Source organism: Nocardia amamiensis NBRC 102102, assembly GCF_001612745.1.
GTDB classification, from domain to species: Bacteria; Actinomycetota; Actinomycetes; order Mycobacteriales; family Mycobacteriaceae; genus Nocardia; species Nocardia amamiensis.
The window spans coordinates 1-18,938 of sequence record NZ_BDBA01000009.1; the positions used below are offsets into that span (position 1 = coordinate 1).

General features: G+C 67.0%; 15 protein-coding genes and 3 pseudogenes. 4 read left to right on the forward strand and 14 right to left on the reverse strand.

Annotation, left to right across the window (positions count from 1 at the left end; genetic code table 11):
* The 8 genes and pseudogenes from NA4_RS02970 to NA4_RS03000 form a co-directional block, all read right to left on the reverse strand.
* Positions 1–489, reverse strand: a pseudogene (locus tag NA4_RS02970) (sensor histidine kinase); the annotation flags it as partial.
* 58 nt (positions 490–547) lie between these two features.
* A complete protein-coding gene (locus NA4_RS02975) occupies positions 548–2,065 on the reverse strand; it encodes an apolipoprotein N-acyltransferase (RefSeq protein WP_218022242.1) in 1,518 nt (505 codons plus the stop codon).
* 207 nt (positions 2,066–2,272) lie between these two features.
* Positions 2,273–3,163 carry an alpha/beta hydrolase gene (locus tag NA4_RS02980; protein WP_067463490.1) on the reverse strand — a complete coding sequence of 297 codons (891 nt, stop codon included), beginning with the start codon at positions 3,161–3,163 and terminating at the stop codon, positions 2,273–2,275.
* A 50-nt stretch (positions 3,164–3,213) separates the two neighbouring features.
* Positions 3,214–3,861, reverse strand: coding sequence for a carboxymuconolactone decarboxylase family protein (locus NA4_RS02985; protein WP_067463455.1), 648 nt, complete (start codon positions 3,859–3,861; stop codon positions 3,214–3,216).
* A gap of 11 nt (positions 3,862–3,872) precedes the next feature.
* Positions 3,873–4,028 carry a hypothetical protein gene (locus NA4_RS42415; protein WP_228826772.1) on the reverse strand — a complete coding sequence of 52 codons (156 nt, stop codon included), beginning with the start codon at positions 4,026–4,028 and terminating at the stop codon, positions 3,873–3,875.
* The gene (locus tag NA4_RS02990; protein ID WP_245671066.1) at positions 4,025–4,711 is read right to left on the reverse strand and encodes an SDR family NAD(P)-dependent oxidoreductase; all 687 of its coding nucleotides are present in this window, start codon (positions 4,709–4,711) and stop codon (positions 4,025–4,027) included. Before NA4_RS02990 ends, NA4_RS42415 begins: the two co-directional genes overlap by 4 nt.
* A 196-nt stretch (positions 4,712–4,907) precedes the next feature.
* Positions 4,908–5,103: pseudogene (locus NA4_RS02995) on the reverse strand (lipase family protein); the annotation flags it as partial.
* Between the two features lie 49 nt (positions 5,104–5,152).
* Positions 5,153–6,145, reverse strand: a complete 993-nt coding sequence (locus NA4_RS03000; RefSeq protein ID WP_067463461.1) for a helix-turn-helix transcriptional regulator — start codon at positions 6,143–6,145, stop codon at positions 5,153–5,155.
* Between the two features lie 95 nt (positions 6,146–6,240).
* Between NA4_RS03000 and NA4_RS03005 the strand changes: the two genes are divergently transcribed.
* Positions 6,241–7,479, forward strand: a complete 1,239-nt coding sequence (locus NA4_RS03005; RefSeq protein WP_067463464.1) for an FAD-dependent oxidoreductase — start codon at positions 6,241–6,243, stop codon at positions 7,477–7,479.
* A gap of 227 nt (positions 7,480–7,706) precedes the next feature.
* On the opposite strand, the pseudogene NA4_RS03010 reads toward NA4_RS03005, so the two are convergent.
* Both NA4_RS03010 and NA4_RS03015 read right to left on the reverse strand, forming a co-directional pair.
* A pseudogene (locus NA4_RS03010) lies at positions 7,707–7,853 on the reverse strand (zinc-binding dehydrogenase); the annotation flags it as partial.
* Positions 7,854–8,019: 166 nt separating this feature from the next.
* On the reverse strand, positions 8,020–8,745 hold the full coding sequence (locus tag NA4_RS03015) for an SDR family NAD(P)-dependent oxidoreductase (protein WP_067463469.1): 726 nt from the start codon (positions 8,743–8,745) through the stop codon (positions 8,020–8,022).
* A 30-nt stretch (positions 8,746–8,775) separates the two neighbouring features.
* Here NA4_RS03015 and NA4_RS03020 point away from each other — a divergent pair, with 30 nt between their 5' ends.
* The gene (locus tag NA4_RS03020; protein ID WP_281179966.1) at positions 8,776–9,690 is read left to right on the forward strand and encodes a LysR family transcriptional regulator; all 915 of its coding nucleotides are present in this window, start codon (positions 8,776–8,778) and stop codon (positions 9,688–9,690) included.
* A 241-nt stretch (positions 9,691–9,931) separates the two neighbouring features.
* Positions 9,932–10,540, forward strand: a complete 609-nt coding sequence (locus NA4_RS03025; RefSeq protein WP_067463472.1) for a DUF8020 domain-containing protein — start codon at positions 9,932–9,934, stop codon at positions 10,538–10,540.
* Between the two features lie 721 nt (positions 10,541–11,261).
* Here the strand turns inward: NA4_RS03025 and NA4_RS03030 are convergent.
* Entirely contained in the window at positions 11,262–12,377 is a 1,116-nt protein-coding gene (locus tag NA4_RS03030; protein WP_157128766.1) for a hypothetical protein, read from the reverse strand.
* A 659-nt stretch (positions 12,378–13,036) separates the two neighbouring features.
* Here NA4_RS03030 and NA4_RS03035 point away from each other — a divergent pair.
* Positions 13,037–14,851 carry an ABC transporter ATP-binding protein/permease gene (locus NA4_RS03035; RefSeq protein ID WP_067463478.1) on the forward strand — a complete coding sequence of 605 codons (1,815 nt, stop codon included), beginning with the start codon at positions 13,037–13,039 and terminating at the stop codon, positions 14,849–14,851.
* A gap of 222 nt (positions 14,852–15,073) precedes the next feature.
* Here the strand turns inward: NA4_RS03035 and NA4_RS03040 are convergent, their stop codons facing one another.
* From NA4_RS03040 to NA4_RS03055, 3 genes are all read right to left on the reverse strand, one after another.
* Complete coding sequence (locus NA4_RS03040) at positions 15,074–16,666, reverse strand: HD domain-containing phosphohydrolase (RefSeq protein ID WP_067463495.1); 1,593 nt, start codon at positions 16,664–16,666, stop codon at positions 15,074–15,076.
* A 446-nt stretch (positions 16,667–17,112) separates the two neighbouring features.
* On the reverse strand, positions 17,113–17,940 hold the full coding sequence (locus NA4_RS03050) for an enoyl-CoA hydratase-related protein (RefSeq protein WP_067463484.1): 828 nt from the start codon (positions 17,938–17,940) through the stop codon (positions 17,113–17,115).
* A 60-nt stretch (positions 17,941–18,000) separates the two neighbouring features.
* Positions 18,001–18,663, reverse strand: coding sequence for an HAD family hydrolase (locus tag NA4_RS03055; RefSeq protein ID WP_067463487.1), 663 nt, complete (start codon positions 18,661–18,663; stop codon positions 18,001–18,003).
* Between the last annotated feature and the right edge of the window lie 275 nt (positions 18,664–18,938).

Below are 18,938 nucleotides of genomic sequence, written 5' to 3' on the forward strand. Positions count from 1 at the left end.
GGTGCGTTCGAGCTCGCGCAGCCGGCGCTGCGTGGCGTCGTCACCGAGGCGGCGCACCGCCACCCGGGTGTCCCAGGTTCCCCACGTGACCGCGAATCGCACGCACAAGTACATCCCGACCGCGCCCACGGCCAGCGACACCACGCTCTCGCCGATCGGGATTCGGCCCAGCACCGTCAGACCGGCCGTCCACCCGAGGTAGCCGAGCACGACCGTCAGCACGGCGATAAGCGCAGCGCCGCAGGCGATTCCGTATCCGGCACGGAGCAGCGCATAACCCGCGGGATCGCGATCGGGCAGATCACGCACCGCGTCGGCGTCGAACCAGTGCACCAGCCGGTGCCGGTCGCGGCGCACATGCCGCCGCAGCCGCGGTCCCCGCCCAGCCAGCACCGCGATGCCGGTGACGGCGCTGACGGTGCCGAGCAGCGCGCCCACGATCGCGCGCCCGGCCCGCCGGGACGCGTCGAGAACATGCGGTGCGATCATGAACTCAGTGTGACCCGGCCCCGTAGGCGACGGGCGAGCCACTCCACGACCAGTGCGATCACACATCGTCTGCATCGGCTAGGGCCGGGCAAACGCGCTCGGTGCGCCTGGTGCGGATTGCGACCACGACCAGGCCGGCCAGTGCGGTCAAGCACAGCCAGGCGAACAGGTCGCCCACCGCGCCATAAACCGTCGGTGTGCCGCGTGTCGGCACCTGGGCCACTATCGTCGGATCGTCGCCGCTTGTGAAGTAGTCGCTGGCGGCTACGACGCGGCCGAGGTGATCGACGACCTCGGATATGCCTTCGGTGGTGGGGCGGAGCAGGGTGTAGCCGTTCTCGATCGCGCGGAACCTCGCGTTCTGCGCGTGCATGTCCTTGATGCCGCGCCAGTCGTTGGACGGCGCCAGCATGACGTCGGCTCGCTGCTGACCTGCATGCCGCAACAGCGCGGGAAAGTTCATGTCGTAGCAGATCGCTGTGGCCAGCCGTCCGAACGGGGTGTCCGCGGTGGGCACCACACCGTCGCCGGCGGCGTAGGGCTCCAGAACCGGGATGGGATGCGCCTTCTGGTAGTCCCACACGGGTGTGCCGCTCGGCGCGACCAGCACCGTCTGGTTACGGACATACGGTGCGGTGGTGGTGTACACGGTCATGCCGGCGGACAGGTAGATGTGGTGCCGCTCGGCGAACTGCCGGAAGTCGGCCAGCAGAGCCGACTCGTCGCGTGCCATGGTCACCACCGCCGACTCCGGCCAGGCCACGAGTTTCGCTCCGGCACCGGCTTCGCGGGCGCTGCGTGCCAGCAGGTCGTCCACGACGTGAGCGAACGCCTCGCGCAGCACGGCGGGGTCAGCCCTGTTCAGCTCCTCCACCGATTGGTATGGGGCGAGGGCCCCGACAGTATGCGCCCAGGCGCTGGGGGAGGGCGCGACACCGGCCATCCGCACGGTCGTATCGGTTGACGTGGACGAGACAATCCGCGCCCCGCCGACCGTGAGGACCACGGCCAGCACGCTCAGGTAGGTCACGACGGTGGTGCGCAACCACCGGGGGCGCGACCGGTCCTGCCAGCAGGTCACGGTGACCGAGGCGAACCAGGCGACCATGAAACTCACGCCGTAGACACCGGTCACGGATGCGAGCTGGGCCAAGGGCAGGTTGCCGTGCTGCGTGGTGCCCAGCACGCCGTAGATGCCGCCGACCGGGGTCATAGTCGACACCACGAACTCGACGGCCACCTTCGCCAGCGGGAACGCGAGAGTGCTCACCAGCGCCCAGTGCCCGAGCCTCGCCGCGACCAGCCGATCGATCAGATACGGCACGCTGAACACCAGGCTGAGCGCGCCGCCGATCAGAATGAAGGCCGGATTGCCGAGCTCCGCGTGCCACATCCACACCGCCAGGTCCAGCGTCATGACCAGCCACATCCACAGCCCGGCTACCCACCACCGGCTCTGTCGGCTGAACCGGAGCAACAGAACATGGCACAGCCACGCCGCCAGCGCCACGTCCCAGCGGGCATGGATGGCGAACAACGACAGAACGCAGCCACCGAGCAAGATCAGATACCGCACGGCGGCGACGCTACGGAACACCCCCAGTGCATCACCATGCGGAAACCCGCACAATCCAGGCGGGAACCCACAACCCCAGCAACAGCGACAACCAGTCGCCAGAATCCACCATTCGCGACCAATCGGCGTCCTGAAGCGCGGCAACATCGTGCGCTGCCAGGGCTGTGGCCGAAAGATGCGGCATGTGCAGCGCTCATGCACAGCCCATCACGCAGTCGTGGATGTGCGGCGGTAGAAGTCGACCTGGTCGGCGACCACACGGTCGCGGAACTCGGGGTTGGTGTAGAAGGTGAAATGGGTGCCGGGGTACACGCGGAGTTCGCCGTGGAGGGCTCGGTCGGCCAGCTCGCGGCTGTTTTCCAGGGGTGTTTCTCGGTCCTCGGCGGCGACGCAGACCAGCAGCGGGCAGGAGAGGCGCGCGGCGGACTCAGCGGGGTGGTAGCGCATCATCTGCAGTAGGCCTCTGGGGGCCACGATGTTGCGCCACGATGTGCTTTGGCCACCACCGGTCAGAGCCTGGATGTGCTGTTCGGCCTCGGGACTCGCAGTGACGGCAAGCTCTCCGGGGTGGCCCACCATGGGGATGTAGTAGGGGCGAAGGCCCAGCTTGCCGCGGAGGGCGTCCCAGATGATCGCGCAGAGCAGCTTCAGCGTGTCCGCGGTCGACCGGCCCTCGACCTTCTTCGGGAATCCGTTGAACGGGATCTGCGCCACGACGCCTGCGACGCGGGGATCACTCGCGGCCACGGTGATGGCGTGTGCGCCGCCCAGCGAGTTGCCCCACAGCAGCACCCTGCCGGGATCGACCCGTTGATGTTCTCGGGCGAAGACCACGGCGGCCGCGATATCGGCAAGCTGGGCGCCGATATCGGGGACCTGGCGGGGTTCGCCGTCACTCTCGCCGAAGCCGCGGTAATCGAAGACCAGCGCCGCGAAGCCCGCGGCGGCGAACCGCTCGGCGTAGTCGAAGAGCCGGTCCATCGTTCCGCTGTAACCGTGGCACAGCACCACGCACGGCACCGGTCCGGACTCGACGGGCAGGTAGAGGTAGCCGCCGCACCGGACGCCGACGACGGTGAACGACACTTTGGTTCGCATACGGATCATCTCCACGGCTGCAGACCGGCTACCGGTAGCCGGCGATTGGTTCAGGAAAGGAGTTCACGGGCGGCGGCCCAGACCCGGGCGAGCCCGAACTCGGCCAGGCCGCGAAGCAGATCACGGAAGGTCTCCTCGGTGGCCCCGGCTGTCCTGGCCAGCTCCGCGTGCAGGCGCATCGATTCGCCCAGCGTCTGGTAGAAGACATCCACGGTCAGGCACGCGATTGCCCGTTCCTGGACGCTGAGATGGGGGCGGGCCCAGCGCTGGGCCAATTGGTCCTCGGTGAAGGCGGCCAGTCCGGGGTCCACATCCTCCAGTTCGCGGACGGTGCGAACCAGCGCATCGGTCAGCGGCACCGGCGCGACGGGATCGGCGTCCTGTGGCCCGGGCAGGCCGAGTTCGCGCAAGCGCTGAAAGGCCGAGACGACGACGGGGTAGCCAACATAGGGGGCCAGGTGACGGTAGAGCTCCCTGATGGACTCGGGTTCGACGCCGTTGGCGAGGGCCATCTGCACATGCATGGTCAGGGGCAGGTCCAGGTGCGGGTGGCACAGGTCGGAAGTCAAACAGACGAAGGCTTTCTCGCGCATCGTCAGATGCGTCAGGCCCCACAGGTTCGCGCCCGCGCCGATGGCGAGCTGGGCGAAGACGGGGTCGAGGGCGGCGAGCGCGTCGGCTCCGGCGAGCTGGGTCATGACTTCTCCGTTCAGGACAGACCCAGCGCGCGCAGGCGCAGGGCATCGAGGGTGTACTCGGGGACGACGCGCCCGAGCGTGCTCATCAACCGCGACTTCTTGCCGACCGGATAGCGGGCGCGCGGTTTGCGTGCGGTCAACGCGTGCAGCACAGCGCGGGCGATCACGTCGGGGTTCGAGCCGGTGCGTTCCTCTTCGAGACTGCTGGCGACCATGGTCCGGTACGCGGCGCCGTACAGCCGCCTGCCTTCGGGTCCGAGAGAATCCACGCGGGGTTCGACCTCGTCCTCGAGTTTGTCGACGGCATCGGTGTGGGTGGACCCGGGTTCGATGAGGACCGTGTGCACGCCAAAGGTTTCAGCTCCATCCGCATGGCGTCGTTGATCGAGCGGATAGCGTGTTTGGAGGAGCAGAGCGGACCGCCGAAGGGCAGGGTGATCCAACTGCCCACCGAGCCGACGGTGACCACTCGGCCGTGGGAGGCCCGCAGCATCGGCAGCATGGCCTGGGTCACGGCGAGCTGGCCGAACACATTGACCTCGTACTGCCGACGCCACTCGTCCAGCGGAACGAACTCGACCGGTCCGGTCACGCCGATTCCGGCGTTGTTGATCAGCGCGTCGAGACGGCTCAGACCTTCGGCGACCTCGGCGATCCGGCCGGGATCGGTGACGTCGAGCTGGATCGGGGTGACGGTCTTGCCGAGCGCCTGTCCGTCAGTCTCTTTACGGACGCCGGCATAGACGGTGAAGCCCTCGCGGGCCAACAGCAGCGCGGTGGCCCGCCCGATGCCGGTGGAGGCACCGGTCACGAGGACGGTCGCTGAAGGAGGTTCGGATCGCTTTGCCATAGTCCCGACGCTACGAAGATCGCTGTAGCCGTCGCATCCGTTAGATGACTGGTATTCGCCCGCGCTCGTATCGGTCAGCTAGCGCAGGCGCGCCGCGAGGAGGGGCATACAACTCCGGCGCCGCCGAGCCAGCGACGATCACATTGCCGATTCCGGATGGATTCACCGCCTATCCGGTGCGCGATCGGCCGCTGCGGTCCGGTGCGTAGGTTTTGTGCAGTTCGGCCGCGTGCATGGTGGGCATGGAACCGCCGAAGTAGCCGTTACATCGCCACCGGCGCGGCGGCGCCCACCTCGAGCGGTGCGAAGCCGGTCGCGGCGCGATTGCCGTCCAGGGTGATGCGCCCGCCCAGCGGGCCGGCCGCGTACGCAGAGTTCGGTCCCTGGTGTTCGTTGGAGTTGACGTCGCCACGGATGGGCGCGACCCCGAGGATGTTTCTCTCAGGTGTCGGCAACAGCGGCCCATCGGCGTGTGAGTCGGCGGCATGCGTGGACGAGCTCGGGTGGGTGAAGGTCGGTGAGTTCGGTGTCGAAGGTGGCGAGGATGCCGGCGACGCCAGCCCAGGACCAGGCGCCGAGAGTGAGCCGGCAGTGTTCGGTGTCGAGGTGTTCCACGACGGAGCCGCCTGGCGCCCAGCGGGCCACGATGTGAGCGGGCAGGTTGAGCCGTGCGGTGCCGGTGCATTGCCAGTCGGCCGGGGTGTCGCCGCGGTCGTGGGTGCGCATCACGAAGTGGGCTAGGTCGTCGTCGGGCAGCGCGCGGGCGGAGAAGTGCTGCGTAGTGGGGCGGGAGTGCAGTCGATCGACGCGGTGCACTCGCCATTCATGGTCGGTGAGGTCGTAGGCGACCAGGTACCACCGGGCGGCCCAGACGACCAGGTGGTGCGGCTCGATGCGGTGTGCGGGCAGGAAGTCGGGATCCCGGGGGTCGGGGCGTGTGCCGTCGGGGCGCAGTGTTTCTGTGATGAGTAGGTGGCGGTGGCGTACCGCGGTTCCGACGGCGGTGAGAGCGGCCGGGTCGATGGGAGGGGCGGGGAACTCCCAGTAGTTCTGCAGTCGGGTCAGGCGCAGGGATTCCATGGATGCCCGCAGCGCAGGGGGCATGACCTGGTGCAGAGTGGCCAGTGCCCGCGCCGCGTCGTCCCCTAGGCCGAACATCGTGCTGGGCGCGGTCTGCAGGGCTACTGCGACCGCGAGGGCCTGGTCGTGGTCGAACAGCAGCGGCGGCAGGGTGTGCCCGGCGCCGAGCCGATAGCCGCCGTCGGGGCCGTGGATGGTGGTGATCGGGTAGTCGAGCTGGCGCAGTGTTTCTATGTCGCGGCGGACGGTGCGTTCGCTGACTCCGAGCCGGGTGGCCAGCTCGGGCAGCGGCCACTGCCGTCCTGATCCGAGCAGAGACAGCAGTCGCAACGCCCGGTGTGAGGTGTTCGCCATCGTCTCATCATGACCGGTAGTGGCCACTCGGTGTCCACTACCGGTGGCAGGGTGGGTTCTGTTCATCGAGCAGTGGCAGAGAGGACGGTCCGGGTATGCGGGTGGTTGTGGTCGGCGGCGGGATCGGCGGGCTCGCCCTGGGGGCAGGGCTGCGTCGCCGGGGATTCGAGGTGGCGGTATTCGACCGCGACACCGACGTGGCGGCGACCGGCGGTTACCACATCACCCTGGACGAGCGGGCGCAGTCGGCGCTGAAAGATCTAGTGGAACCGAAGATCATGCAGCGGTTGCTGGCATCGGGGTCGGCGCTGCGGCTGCGCGAGCGTGACGCGTTATGGGACCGCCGCGGCCGGCTGCTCGGCCACGGACCGGACCTCAGTGGCAGCGGCAGTGTCGACGTCGATCGGATCACCCTGCGGATGTTGTTGGCCGAAGCGGTGGGTGATGCCCTGCACCTGGGATGCAGCGCGTCCGGCGTTGGCCATGATGACCACGGCGCGCCCCAGGTGCTGTTCACCGGTCGGGCGCCGGTCTCGGCGGATCTGGTGGTGGGCGCAGACGGCACTCACTCGGTGGTAGTCCGCCACCTGGCGGGAGGCCCGACCAACAGCCCGGCGGGCATCATCGGGTTCTCCGGCCGCACCCTCTTGCGAGACCTCAGTTCCGGAGAGCAGCAGCGGCTGAGGCCACGATCGGGGCTGGCGATCGGCCCGCATGGGGCAGCGCTCTATATCGGCTTCCTCGACCCGGTGGGCAACGCCGCGCTCGACGCTCCGGAGTTGCGGATGTCGGTCACCACCGGACCCACCTACATTTGGGGCGCGATGTTCCCCGAATCCGCCGGCACCGACTCCCTGCGTGACCTGCGTGGCGGCGCGCTGCAGGCCGCGCTGCTGGGCCGGTTTCGCAAGCGGGGCTGGGCCGAGCACACGCTCGAGGTCATCGCCCAGGCCGACCCGCATAGCGTGGCCGGGTTCCGCTTCAACGCCGCCTCCACTCGTGCGGACGATCTCGCGCCCTGGCCCGCGGGTCGAATCACCGCGCTCGGCGACGCCGTCCACGCCACACCACCCACCGCCGGAATGGGAGCGGGCGCGGCCATCCGCGACGCCGCCAGCCTGCTCGAGCACGTCAGCGCCGCAGCCGCCGGCACCGCAACCCTCACCGACGCCGTGGAACAGTTCGAGGCCGACATGCGCCAGCGCGGCGGAGAAGTCCTGACCCTGGCCATGAAGACCGTCCGGTGGATCCTGGCCACCGACACCACACTCGGCGCCGCAGCCACCGCCGTGAGCACCCCGATACTGGCCGCAGCCGCCCGGCTACGTCACTGACGATCCGCGCGACGTCCGTGCGCTGTACTCAGAACAGGGTGTCGCGCACGGGCCGGTAGCCGGTGGGGCCGACCTGGCCGTGAAGACAGTTGGCGATGGCCGTGCCCAGCGCGTTGGTCGCCAGCGCGGCGGTCTGGGTCGGTGGTGGCCGACCGGGCCATGTTGTCGGGATTTATCCTCCGGTAGAGCAGTGCCGCTGGGAGCGGGCTGCGTTGTACTGGTGCGGGTTAGGGCTCGAGCACGATTTTGCCGTGGGTGTGTCGGCGTTCGAGTTCGGTGTAGGCCTGGCGGACGTGTGTCAACGGGTAGACGTTGGCGATCGGGACTTCGAGGTGTCCCCCGGCTATCAGGGCGGCCAGTTCGGCGAGTACCTCGGCGCCCGGCCTGGCGTTGGTTCCGCGGTCGATCTCGTCGACCCGCAAGACCTCGATTCCGCCGAACTCGTCGTATCCGACTGCCTATGTCATTGTCGTGCTTCTCCTCCGACGCGCGATGCGCGGCTGACTTCGAGAACGGGAATGGTGGCCACCGGTGTGCCCGTCACCAGGGCACCGTTCCCGCGTCGTCGAAGAATCCGCCGGTCGGGCCGTCATCGGGCAGGGTCGCGAGGCGAATCGCGATCGCCGCACCCTGTTGCGGTGTACGGACGCCGCAAAAGCCGTTGAGGTCGGTGGCAGTGAAACCGGGACAGCCGGAATTGATCAAAATGTTGGTATCACCCAGTTCCTTGACGTACTGGATAGTGAGGGCGTTGAGGAAGGTCTTCGAGGCCGAGTAGGCGGCGGGAACCGGGCCCATGTCGATGCCAGGTGTGGTTTGCAGGGTGAGCGAGCCGACGCTGCTGGACATGTTGACGATTCGCGGTGAGGCCGAGGCGCACAGCATCGGCAGCATCGCGTTGGTCACCCGGATGACCCCGATCACGTTGGTTTCCACGACGATTCGCACGGTCGCGGGATCGACCGTGGTCGGTGTCTGCGGAATACCGCCGGTGATCGCGGCATTGTTGACCAGAACATCGAGCCCTCCGGCATGGTCGGCGATCAATTCGGCCGCCGCGGCCACGCTTGCGTCGTCGGTCACGTCGAGCGGCACACCGAACGCATCGGTCCCGGCCGCGCGCAGCTTCTCCACCGCGGTGTCGCGGCGTTGCCGATCACGCGCGCCCACACCGATTCGCCAGCCGAGCACGCCCAGGCCCGCCGCGATCTCGTATCCGATTCCCTTGTTCGCGCCGGTCACCAGCGCAATCGTCTGTTCACTCACACCGCCGATCCTGCTGCGATTCCGGGTGCAGTGTCCAAGACCGATCGGGTGGGCGGCGATACCGCACGGGTATTGGACGTGGTCGGCGACGGATACCATGACCCGGTGGAAACGCGGGAGATGCGATACTTCGTCGCCGTCGCCGAGGAGTTGCACTTCGGGCGGGCGGCACAACGGCTCGCGATCGCGCAACCACCGCTGTCGCGGGCGATCCAGCAGCTCGAACGGCGGCTCGGAGTCGTCCTGCTGCACCGCGCCGCTCGCGCAATCACGTTGACCGAGGCCGGGTCGGTGCTGCTGCAGCAGGCCCGGCTCGCCCTCGAAGCGGTCGACGCCGCCGAGCGCCGCACCCGCCGCGCCGGCGCCGACCGGCCCGGTGTGGTGCTGGCCACCAAAGCAGGAGCGTCCAGAGAACTGTTGTCGAAGCTGCTGGACGCCTACGCCGCCGACCCCTGCGCTGTCGCAGTCGAGGTGATGCTCTGCGGGCCCGGCGAACCAGAAGGCCTGCTACGCAACGGGCGTGCCGACGTCGCTCTGCTCCACCGGCCCTACGACACGACGGCCGGATTCGACACCGAGGACCTGCACACCGAACAGCAGGTCATGGTCCTGCCCGCGGGGCATCCCCGCGCCAACCGACCCCACATGTCGATGGCCGAGGTCGAAGCCCTGACGGACCTGCCCCTGCCACGCTGGCCTCGACAGGATGGGAGCTATCCCGACGGCCCCGGCCCACAGGTTCGCGACCATACCCAATTGACCCAGCTGATCACGCTCGGACGAGCCTGCGCGCTCATGCCCGAGTCGCTCCGAGCCCAGCTACGCGACGATCACGCCATCGTGCCCGTGCCGGACGCACCGGCCGTCACGACCGTCATCGCCTGGCCACCACACAGCAGATCCAAAGCCGTCGCCGACCTCGTCCGTACGGCGATACACCTCTAGCCGATAACATCCGCAAATGCCGCATATCGGGCGGATGCAGTAGCGAAGAGATTCCTGTCCGCACGCAAAGCCTGCGCGCTGGTCGAGGCTATCGAACCGGGCGATCCGGCGAGCAAGGTCCGTCTCCGCTCGAGTGCAGTGACTTCGAACTGCGTATGGCATACCACACACAATCGAATTCGACGGCTAAGGTCTGACTCGGTCCGCCCATCAGGGGCAGCTGAGTGGAGGGATTCGAAGAATGAAGTTCGAGAAAATCACTGCTGCCGTCTTCATAGCCATCTCGGCCCTGGTTATCACTGCGGCAACCGCCCACGCCGAGCCAGCCGTAACGGAGCAGCCGACTGCGGGGGGCACGACTTCTGGTGTGGATCACGGAATCAACTACCAGATCACCGTTTCGCCAGTCGACAGGAGCATTATCACCACCGTCGAGAATGGCAAGTTCGAGATCGCACAGAACGGTGCGGTGGTGCTCGAGTCCGGCGACGGAGTGGCGGTGACCGAAGTGCCGCAATGGCACGCCGTCGACGGGCGTTCAATCGCGAGTGCGCAGCACATCGGTGCGGACGGCCGCACCCTGACGCTGACACCGACCGCGACGGCAGAAGATATTGCGCAACTGAAAGACACCAGCTCCTACGACCGGCTCAAGGAGCAGATCAACAAGAACCTGCCTGGCGTCGTCGGCGGTGCCATCGTGGGCGGCATCCTCGGGGCGTGTGTAATTTTGATATGGGGGATCAGCATCCCCTTAGGTGTGCTGATCGGTGGAACCGTCGGCGGATACGTCACGGGCGGCCCGGAGTTCCTCGACGCCGTACAGGCGTTCGCCACCGGCCAGCCGTGATCACGGGCGGGTGAAATAGCGGCCAACCGGTCGGGGGAGGAGCATCTGCGAGAAATCGGGGCTCCGGAGAAGAAGTAATCGCGCAAGAAACAACGACGTTGCCTGGACCAGCGCTGGAGGCGGGTTGTCTGAGCCGGTTGCGACGATCTAGCAGCGTCGGTGTCCGGCTCCCCTTCCTGGTGAGCGGCTCGGTGTAGAGGGAGTCCTGGTCTGGTTCCGGGACTCCCTCGCCGGCTGGGTAAGAATTGCGCCCTGGCCGTGCATCAGGGTCGGACCGCTCCAACGCAACAGATAGTCAGGTCCTCAGCTGGCGGTGTCGAACACAGTGCCGACAGTAGCGAGTCTCGAGATGGCGCCATCATCGGCGGTCGGACACGCGGGCTGCAAGACCAGTTCCGCGTTGTTGTTGAGACAGTTTGGCGTAGACATACTCCGCTACGGATTGCGAAATATCCTGGACTGCAATGCCGTTGATTGGCGCGGTCGGTGTATATGGATAGGTGCAAACCGTTCCGGATACGGACCGCATCCTTCCAATCGGGCGTTGAGGTGGGAGAGTTCGCGCCCATGTGCCGCACGCAATCATTTCTACCTGCCAAGCATTTGAGCATTGCGCCCTGCCGTTCTATGTACTGATCTCCGGTACGTGCTGGCCCAAGACTCGGGCGCGATCGGAACCACCCTGCGAAACCGCGCCGGGAGCGCGGCGATCGGCCACCGATCAATCGCGCGACGGGTCGGGCTGCCATGGGATATATAGGCGCCCGTCGGCTTCCGCTGCTTGCTCGGCTGAATGTAGCTGGAACGGAGTGATGCCGCCGCCTTCCCATGGGCCGACCGATCCGGCGGCGACCGCGGCAGACGACTTGGGCGTCAACTCGAACTCGTTGCGCACCACGGTGATCGGGCGGTCCGCGAGGGTAAACCAGTCCAGGTCGAGGAAATCGTGGCTGCCCTGGGTGAGGGCGCCACGGCGCATGGCGTCGGCGAGGCGGGTGGCCATGCCCGCGGTCCGCAGGTGGCCCTCGTTTGCCTCGAACAGGCCGGCGCCGGCGTGGAGGTAGCCGGTTTCGAAGAGGGAGACCACCATGGCGAGCAGGCTGAAAGCGCGCGGGTCGTCGTTGGCGCGCGCCATGAAAGCGAAGACTTCGATCTCGTTTTCCAAGGTGGTGCCGTATCCGGCGAGCACGTGCACCCAATCGTGCTGAGCCAGCAGTGGCGGCGCCGAACCAGGCAGACCTGGGGTGACGAAGCCGCGATCGCGGTAGAAGTCCGCGACGCCGCGGCCGAGCGTCCCCACCGGCAGGTCGCGCAGCGACGCCCAGCGTGCGGCCAGCACCGTGTCGTCGCTGACCTGGCCCCACGAGCTGTCAAGGCTCTGGGTGTGCAGCGCGGTGAGCCTGCGCGGGTCGAGGCCGCCGAGGTATCCGTTGCGTGCGAAGTCGACCGCGGCGAGATCGATGGCGCCTTCGGCAAACTTGTGCGCTACCGCGATCATGTCGTCGTCGACGTCCAATGCGTCGGCGAACTCTCGCAACCTGTTCGAGACCACCGGTGGCAGCGGCCGCACCACCAGCGCAGCCAGCAGCATGGTCTGCACGATCCGTTCACGGAAGATCCGGTTGCGCCGAGCCAAGTGGACCGCGAATTCCGGCGCGGTGATGGACTCCAGTGTCGCCAACTCGACCGGGTGGCCGGTCATGGACAGGAACAGCGCAGGAATCAGCAACTGCTGCAACGGTGTCAGACCGTTCTCCCCCTGCGCGGCCGTGACCACACCGCGCGCGAGTAGCTGTACCTCGTCGAGGTCTGGCGGGGTCAGCAGCACATCGTCCATCCGGTTCACCTTCCGGCCTTTCCAGCATCGTTTTTCCACGGCTCATTATCGATGCGAATCGGTCTCAGTGCGTATTTGTTCGCCGTCGGCATGCGCGCTGTCTCCCCTTCACGCGACGGGGCTGAACGGTGCCCAGCGTTCGATCGCGAACGCGCTACCGTCGCGCCACACCCGGGCCGGCTGAGGTGGCTGCGCCAGTAGTGATCACGCTCGCTGCCCTGACCGCGGGATGCGCCGCCAATACCGCCGCACCCAGCGATGAACCAGACTGCCGGGCAGCGGACTCCCGGTCGCGTGCACCTGCATGGCTTCGGGCACATGACATCTCAACACGCCCTACCTTGCCGACGATGGTCTGACGGACTCACTACTGCTTCGGTCGGTCCATACCGGTGAATCTTCTCCACCAGCCGAACCTCTTCGGTTGTTCCGCGCTCTCGGTGTGGAATCCCATGTCGGGGGACTTCTCCATGGCTCCGATTAGATCACCCTCGCGTTCGCCGGAACGTCCGCTCATGCCGCGTTCCAGGTGTCCGGTGAGGCCATGATCAACGGCTGGCCGGACGGCCCGCATGCATCCCTGTCGCCGGGCCACCGCGTGGCCCCGCTGCCGGTGAGGCGATCGATTCCTGGTGGGCGCGATTTGAGGCAAACGCCTCATGCGACCACGAAGGCGGCGGACCGATGATCAAGGCATGACCAAACGAGTTCAGGAATCATGGAGATCACCGGTCATGACCGAATTGACATTCGAACCACCGACCGTCGAGCGGTTCGGTAAGCGCACTTCAGATCACGCACTTGGAGTGCCGGGCGGCGGGCGGGTCGATGCAGTCAACGTAAGCCGGCATGTCGGGGCGCGGCAGATTCTCCAGGAGCTGTCGTTGTCGATCGCACCGGGCGAGTTGGTCGCCATTGCCGGCGGCAGTGGAGCAGGAAAGAGCACATTGCTGGAGATCCTCGCGGGACTGCGACCACCGTCTGCCGGGGAGGTTCGGCATGACGGCGTCGTTCGCGGGGCCCGAGTCAGCGCCGATTCCCGTATCGGCTACGTACCCCAGGAGGACATCATCCACCTAGAGATGCCCCTGCGCCGCACACTGCGCTACGCGGCGCGGCTGCGGCTGCCCGCAGGCACATCGGCGGCCGAGGCGGACCGGGTAGTCGAAGAGACCATGCATGATCTCGACCTGGCTGATCGGGCCGAGGTGCCGGTCCGTGCGCTCTCCGGCGGCCAGCGCAAGCGGGCCAGTATCGCCGTGGAGCTACTGACCCGGCCACACCTTTTCTTCCTCGACGAACCAACCTCCGGGCTCGATCCGTCGACCGCAGCCGACGTGATGCGCCTGCTGCGCCGACTCAGCCAGCGCGGGGTCACGGTCGTCCTCACGACGCATGAGCCGGCCGGCATCGACCGGTGTGACCGGGTGGTATTCCTGGCGCGCGACGGCCACCTGGCCTTCACCGGCAGCCCGACCGAGGCTCGGCGGTACTTCGGCGTGGAGGATCTCGCCGAGGTGTACGACCGGCTGGCTCGTGAGCACACCCCTCAGATCTGGGCCGAGCGATTCGCGGACAGCGGTGGGAAGTCGAAAGCCCGGCCAGGCTTGGCTCTACTGCCCATCCCTGCCACCCGTTCGGACGTGAAGCGCACGGGCACGGTCCGGCAATGGTGGCTACTTACCCGACGCAATGTTGATGTTCTCCTTCGCAACCGGCTGACCCTGGCGGTCCTGCTCGGGTCACCGGTGCTGGTCACTGCGATGATGGCGACGCTGTTCAAGCGCGGCGCGTTCGATCCGCGTAGCGAAGCCGACCTCGGCCCGGCCCAGATCGTGTTCTGGATCGCATTCGCAGGCTTCTTCTTCGGCCTGACGTACGGCTTGCTCCAGATCGTCGGGGAGATGGCCGTCTTCCGGCGGGAGCGCCTCGCCGGACTCAGCGTGGGCGCCTACGTGACATCCAAGGTGACAGCCCTGCTTCCGGTGCTGGCCGGAGTGAGCGCGGTGCTCCTCGGTGTGCTGCGGGCGCTCGGTCGGCTCCCCGCCGTTGGATGGGACGTGTCCGCCTTCCTCTTTGTGACGATTGTGATCGAGGCGACCTCGGCATTGGCCCTCGGATTGCTCGCCTCGGCCGCGGTCTCCAACGCCGCGCAGGCCGCCCTCGCCCTGCCGATGCTCTGCTTCCCTCAGGTTCTGTTCGGTGGCGCCATAGTCCCCGTTGACGAGATGGCCTTCCCGGGACGCCTGATGAGTCTCGGCCTATCCAACCGCCACGCATTCGAAGCGCTGGGGCGCGACCTGGATCTCGACCGGTACACCGCCACGCTGCCGGCCATGTCCGCCTACGGCGACACCTTCCACGGAGGCACCGGCGCCAGTCTCATCGCGCTCGCCGCGTTTGCCGTTGGCCTCATGCTGGCCACTGTGTGGGTCTTGGATCGGCGATCCCGGCCCGGCGCATCCCGGCGATGAAGGTGCAGCGCAAGTCGGTCCCGCCAGATGTCTGAACAGACATCGGCGGGCCCAAGCGTGCGGCACCGACGATGTTCCGTACTTCCGAGTGCACAGCCTGACGTCCAGACCGGCCCGTCAATACGAGTGCAGGGCCGAAACAGCACCGGTCGATGCCTCGCCACGAACTGGACGCGCGCTGCCGGCTCGGCCCAACCAGTTATCGCCGGCGCAGCGGATGATTCAATTTCCCACGGCCGCATTGACCGGGAAGCCCGCCAGACCCCGATCGATCGCGGCGAGACTGGCCTGCGTGCGGTTGTTGACGCCGAGCTTGGCATAGACACGTTCGACGTGGTTCCGTGCGGTTTTCTCGGCGATGAACAGTTCGGCGGCGATTTCTCGGTTCGACCGGCCCTGCGCGACGAGTCGCAGGATCTGGACCTCGCGGTCGGTCAGCCCGGCCGGCCAGGGCGTCCGCCGCGATATCCGCGGCCCGGCCACCGCAAGCACGGCCGCAGCCGATTCGGCGTCGAAGCGTCCGGCGCGCGCCTCCTTTTGTAACTGAGTGGCAGCGCCGCGAGGATCGAGCGGCGGCCGGTGGGGCCGCGCCTCGAGCAGTCCCTGATAAGCCTCCGCCGTGGCAAGCAGCCGGTCCTGCGCGGTCAACTCCGCGCCAACGATCCCCCGGGGGAAGCCGGACCCGTCGATCCGTTCCCGGTGCTTCATCGCAACGGGCACCACCGACTCCAAGCCGTTGACTCGGCTCAGTATCCGGCCGGTCAGATCCGGATACATCCGTACCCGTTCCCATTCAGCCGTAGTGAGCGGCCCCTTCTTCTCCCAGATCTGGTTGGACACTCCCATTTTGCCGAGGCCGTGCACGAGGCCGGCACGGTAGAGAAGCGTGATGTCCGACGGCGACATGCCCAGGTGTCGGGCTGCCCTGGCCACCAGATTCGCGACGCCACGCGAATGCCCTAGAGTGAACGGAGATTTGAGATCGACGAAATCAGCCATGGCCTCGAGTAACTCGTCGCTTTCCTCGGCCGTCAGGGTTCGGTCACGATCCGGTGCTTGGGCCAACGCTTGGGTCCAGACGTCGATTTCGAGCAACCCATCCACGATCGCCGCCGCGTCACGATCGAACACCGCCGCCACGGCTGGGCTGAACTGACTGCCGCGCCGAGAACGGAGAACATCCTTCGCGTGGTCGAGCCCACCCGTCCGCAGGTGCACCTCGACGACGTCTGCGACGTGAGCGATGTGGATCTCGACCGGGATATCCTCTCCGCGAGAACCGTTGGGCAACCCCCGGCCGTCCCAGCGTTCGAAGGCATAGGCCAGCGCCTTTCCTACCTGCCCGTCCAAGCCCATCCGATCGGAGAGAACCCCGGCGGAACTGCAATGCGACTGGATCAGTGTGGCGACCTGGCCGCGAGCCGTGACCAGAAAGGTGGTGGCACGGATGCCGCGCTCCCAGCCTGGCAATCCGCGTCCAACATGACTCATCATCAGCCGCAGAAACGGCAGGCCGGTCATGTCCACCGCGTAGGTGTCGGCCCGGAAGGCGATGTCGTCGCCGAAGAGCGCGGAGAGTTCGTGGGAGTCGGCGTGACAACCGATCCACCCGACCAGATTGGCGTAGTACACGGTCGCTCGCTGTTGCGGGTCGAGCCCCATCCGCTCGGCAATCCGTGTCGCGATCAAGGACGACCGAAGCATGTGTTCCATCGGCTGACCCAGACCGAGGTCGATCGCAAGCGATATCGCGGCCAGCAGTTCGGCCCTGCTCAGACCCTTTCCCGAGCCGGGCAGCGTCCCGTGCGGGTGCATCTTCCCATTGTCCACCCGAACAACGGCCATCTCGATGAAAGACGAGACACCGGCCTCATGCCCCCAGCGCACACAGGCTGGCAAGAGTCCAAGGTCTCCAAGATCGAGCCATCCGATGCCGATCTACGGTGCGCGTCAGGAGTGCCCGACGGTCGTCGCCGCGTCGGGCGTCTTCCGCATCGGGATCACCCCGGTCAAGCCGATCGCGACCAGGGCCATCGATGAGGAACGTCGTGTGGAAACCTTCGCGCGAGGGCAGCACGTGGTGGCCGAGGGACATGGTCGTGTGCGTCAGCACGACGCTCATCACCGCCGACGAGGTCGAGGTGCCAATCGAGCGCATCAGGGAGTTCAGGCCGTTGGCCGGCGGAAACACCGGAAAGCCAGTGCTCCCACTCTGAATGACCGAAGGAGAGGCCCGCGCCATCCGGCGCGGGACCCGTAGTTCAGTCGGCGGCGACGGGGTGCAGCGGAGCGAACTCGGGCGGACGGCGCTCGAGGTAGCTCGTCACGCCCTCGGTCGCATCGGGATGGGTGAAGGATGCGGGCATGAGGTCCTCAGCTTCCGCGACTGCCGTAGCGAAATCCGCGTGCATGGCGCGATTGACCTGACTCTTGACCAGGCTCATCGAGTTGGGGGAGCTGAGATTCGCCAGTTCGGTCGCATAGGCGACGGCCTCGCCCAACAGGTTCTCCGGCGAGCAGGTCCGATCGACGAGTCCTATCGCGTAGGCTTCCTCGCCGCGAATCACCCGGCCCGACAGCAGCAGGTCCAGGGCGCGGCTACGACCTATGAGGCGGGGGAGCAGCCACGCTATTCCGTATTCTGCGATCAATCCCCGGCGCACGAAGGCTGTGGTGAATTTCGCTTCCGGAGTAGTGAACCGTAGATCGCAGTAGAGCGCCTCGACCAGACCCAGGCCAGCCGCGGCACCGTTGACGGCGGCGATCAATGGCTTTCGGACCGACAAGGGAAACTCGCGGGGCCGGGGCCGTGGGGGAACGGTGAGATCCGTGCGGTTGCTGATCTGCTGCAGATCGTCCATGTCGGCTCCGGCGCAGAAACCTCGCCCCGCTCCGGTGACGACGATGGCCCGGACCTCGGGGGTGTTCTCCGCCTCGTCCAGCAGTTCGAAGTAGCGCGCTTCGAGAGTATCGTTCCAGGCGTTGAGCCGGTCTGGCCGGTTGAGTGTCAGGATCTGCACTGGGCCACGCTTTTCGGCCAGGACGGTGTCGCTGGGCTCCTGGATGATCGGACTCAATGACGTGTCCATCCGTTCCTTTGTTTCGAAATGCTTTGCCACTCGCTGTGGGAGAGAATCAGAAGGTTGGGTTCAGAAGGTTGGGTGCCGAGCGAGTGCGCCCCATAGTTGTCTGGCCGTGTCGGACGCCTCCCGATGCAGGACGCCGGTGAGCCCCACACCCTCGGCCGCGACAATGTTCTGCCTCAGGTCGTCCACCATCACGGTAGCGCCCGGATCGGAACCCAGACGGGCGCAGGCGATTTCGTATGCTCGGGCGGAAGGCTTGCGGGTTCGGATCTCGCCGGAGATCGTGACAGCGTCGAACATCTCGTCCAGGTCGAACCCGGCATAGCAGTCGTCGCCGAGCGAGTTGGACAACAGCCCTACCCGAAACCCGGCCGCCCTGACGTCGGCAACCAGTCGGATCATGTCGTCGTCGACGCGCATCGTGGACTGGAGGCGTCGAACCAAGCCGGATCCGTCCACGTCGACGCCGTGATGGCGCAGCCTTGCTGCGAATCCCTGTTCGAACTGCCGCTCGCCGATCCGACCCTCCTCATGAGCGATCAACAGCGCCCGCGCGTCCGAGTCCTGGCCGAGCAGGCGCAGCGGCAACCTCGGATCGCAGCCGAGGGACGCGCCGAGCGCCTCGAACGCCGCGAAGACGCTGGAGGTCAGCACGCCGCCGAAATCGAACAGCACCGCGGTTGCGCGCCGATCCTTCTCGGCCGATGCGGGTGCCGGGCTGGTCATGAGAACCCCTTCCGCTCAGTCGCTCGACTGGACCATAATTGAATCTGAGCTCATATTCAATATTTCCGGTTCGGGCGCGATCGCCGCGGTGGACGGCCTGGATGGACCGCCCCCTCGGGCAGGAGCGGTGTAGCAGCGCCCGCACCCGATACACCGCCCACCGACATGTATCGAGCGCCGCATCCCGGAGGCGTGGGCCTCGTGCGCGCCGTCGGCGCAGTGTGGTACATCCTCACCGCCCGGGCACGAATCTCCTCGCGACCGTCGGCGGGGCG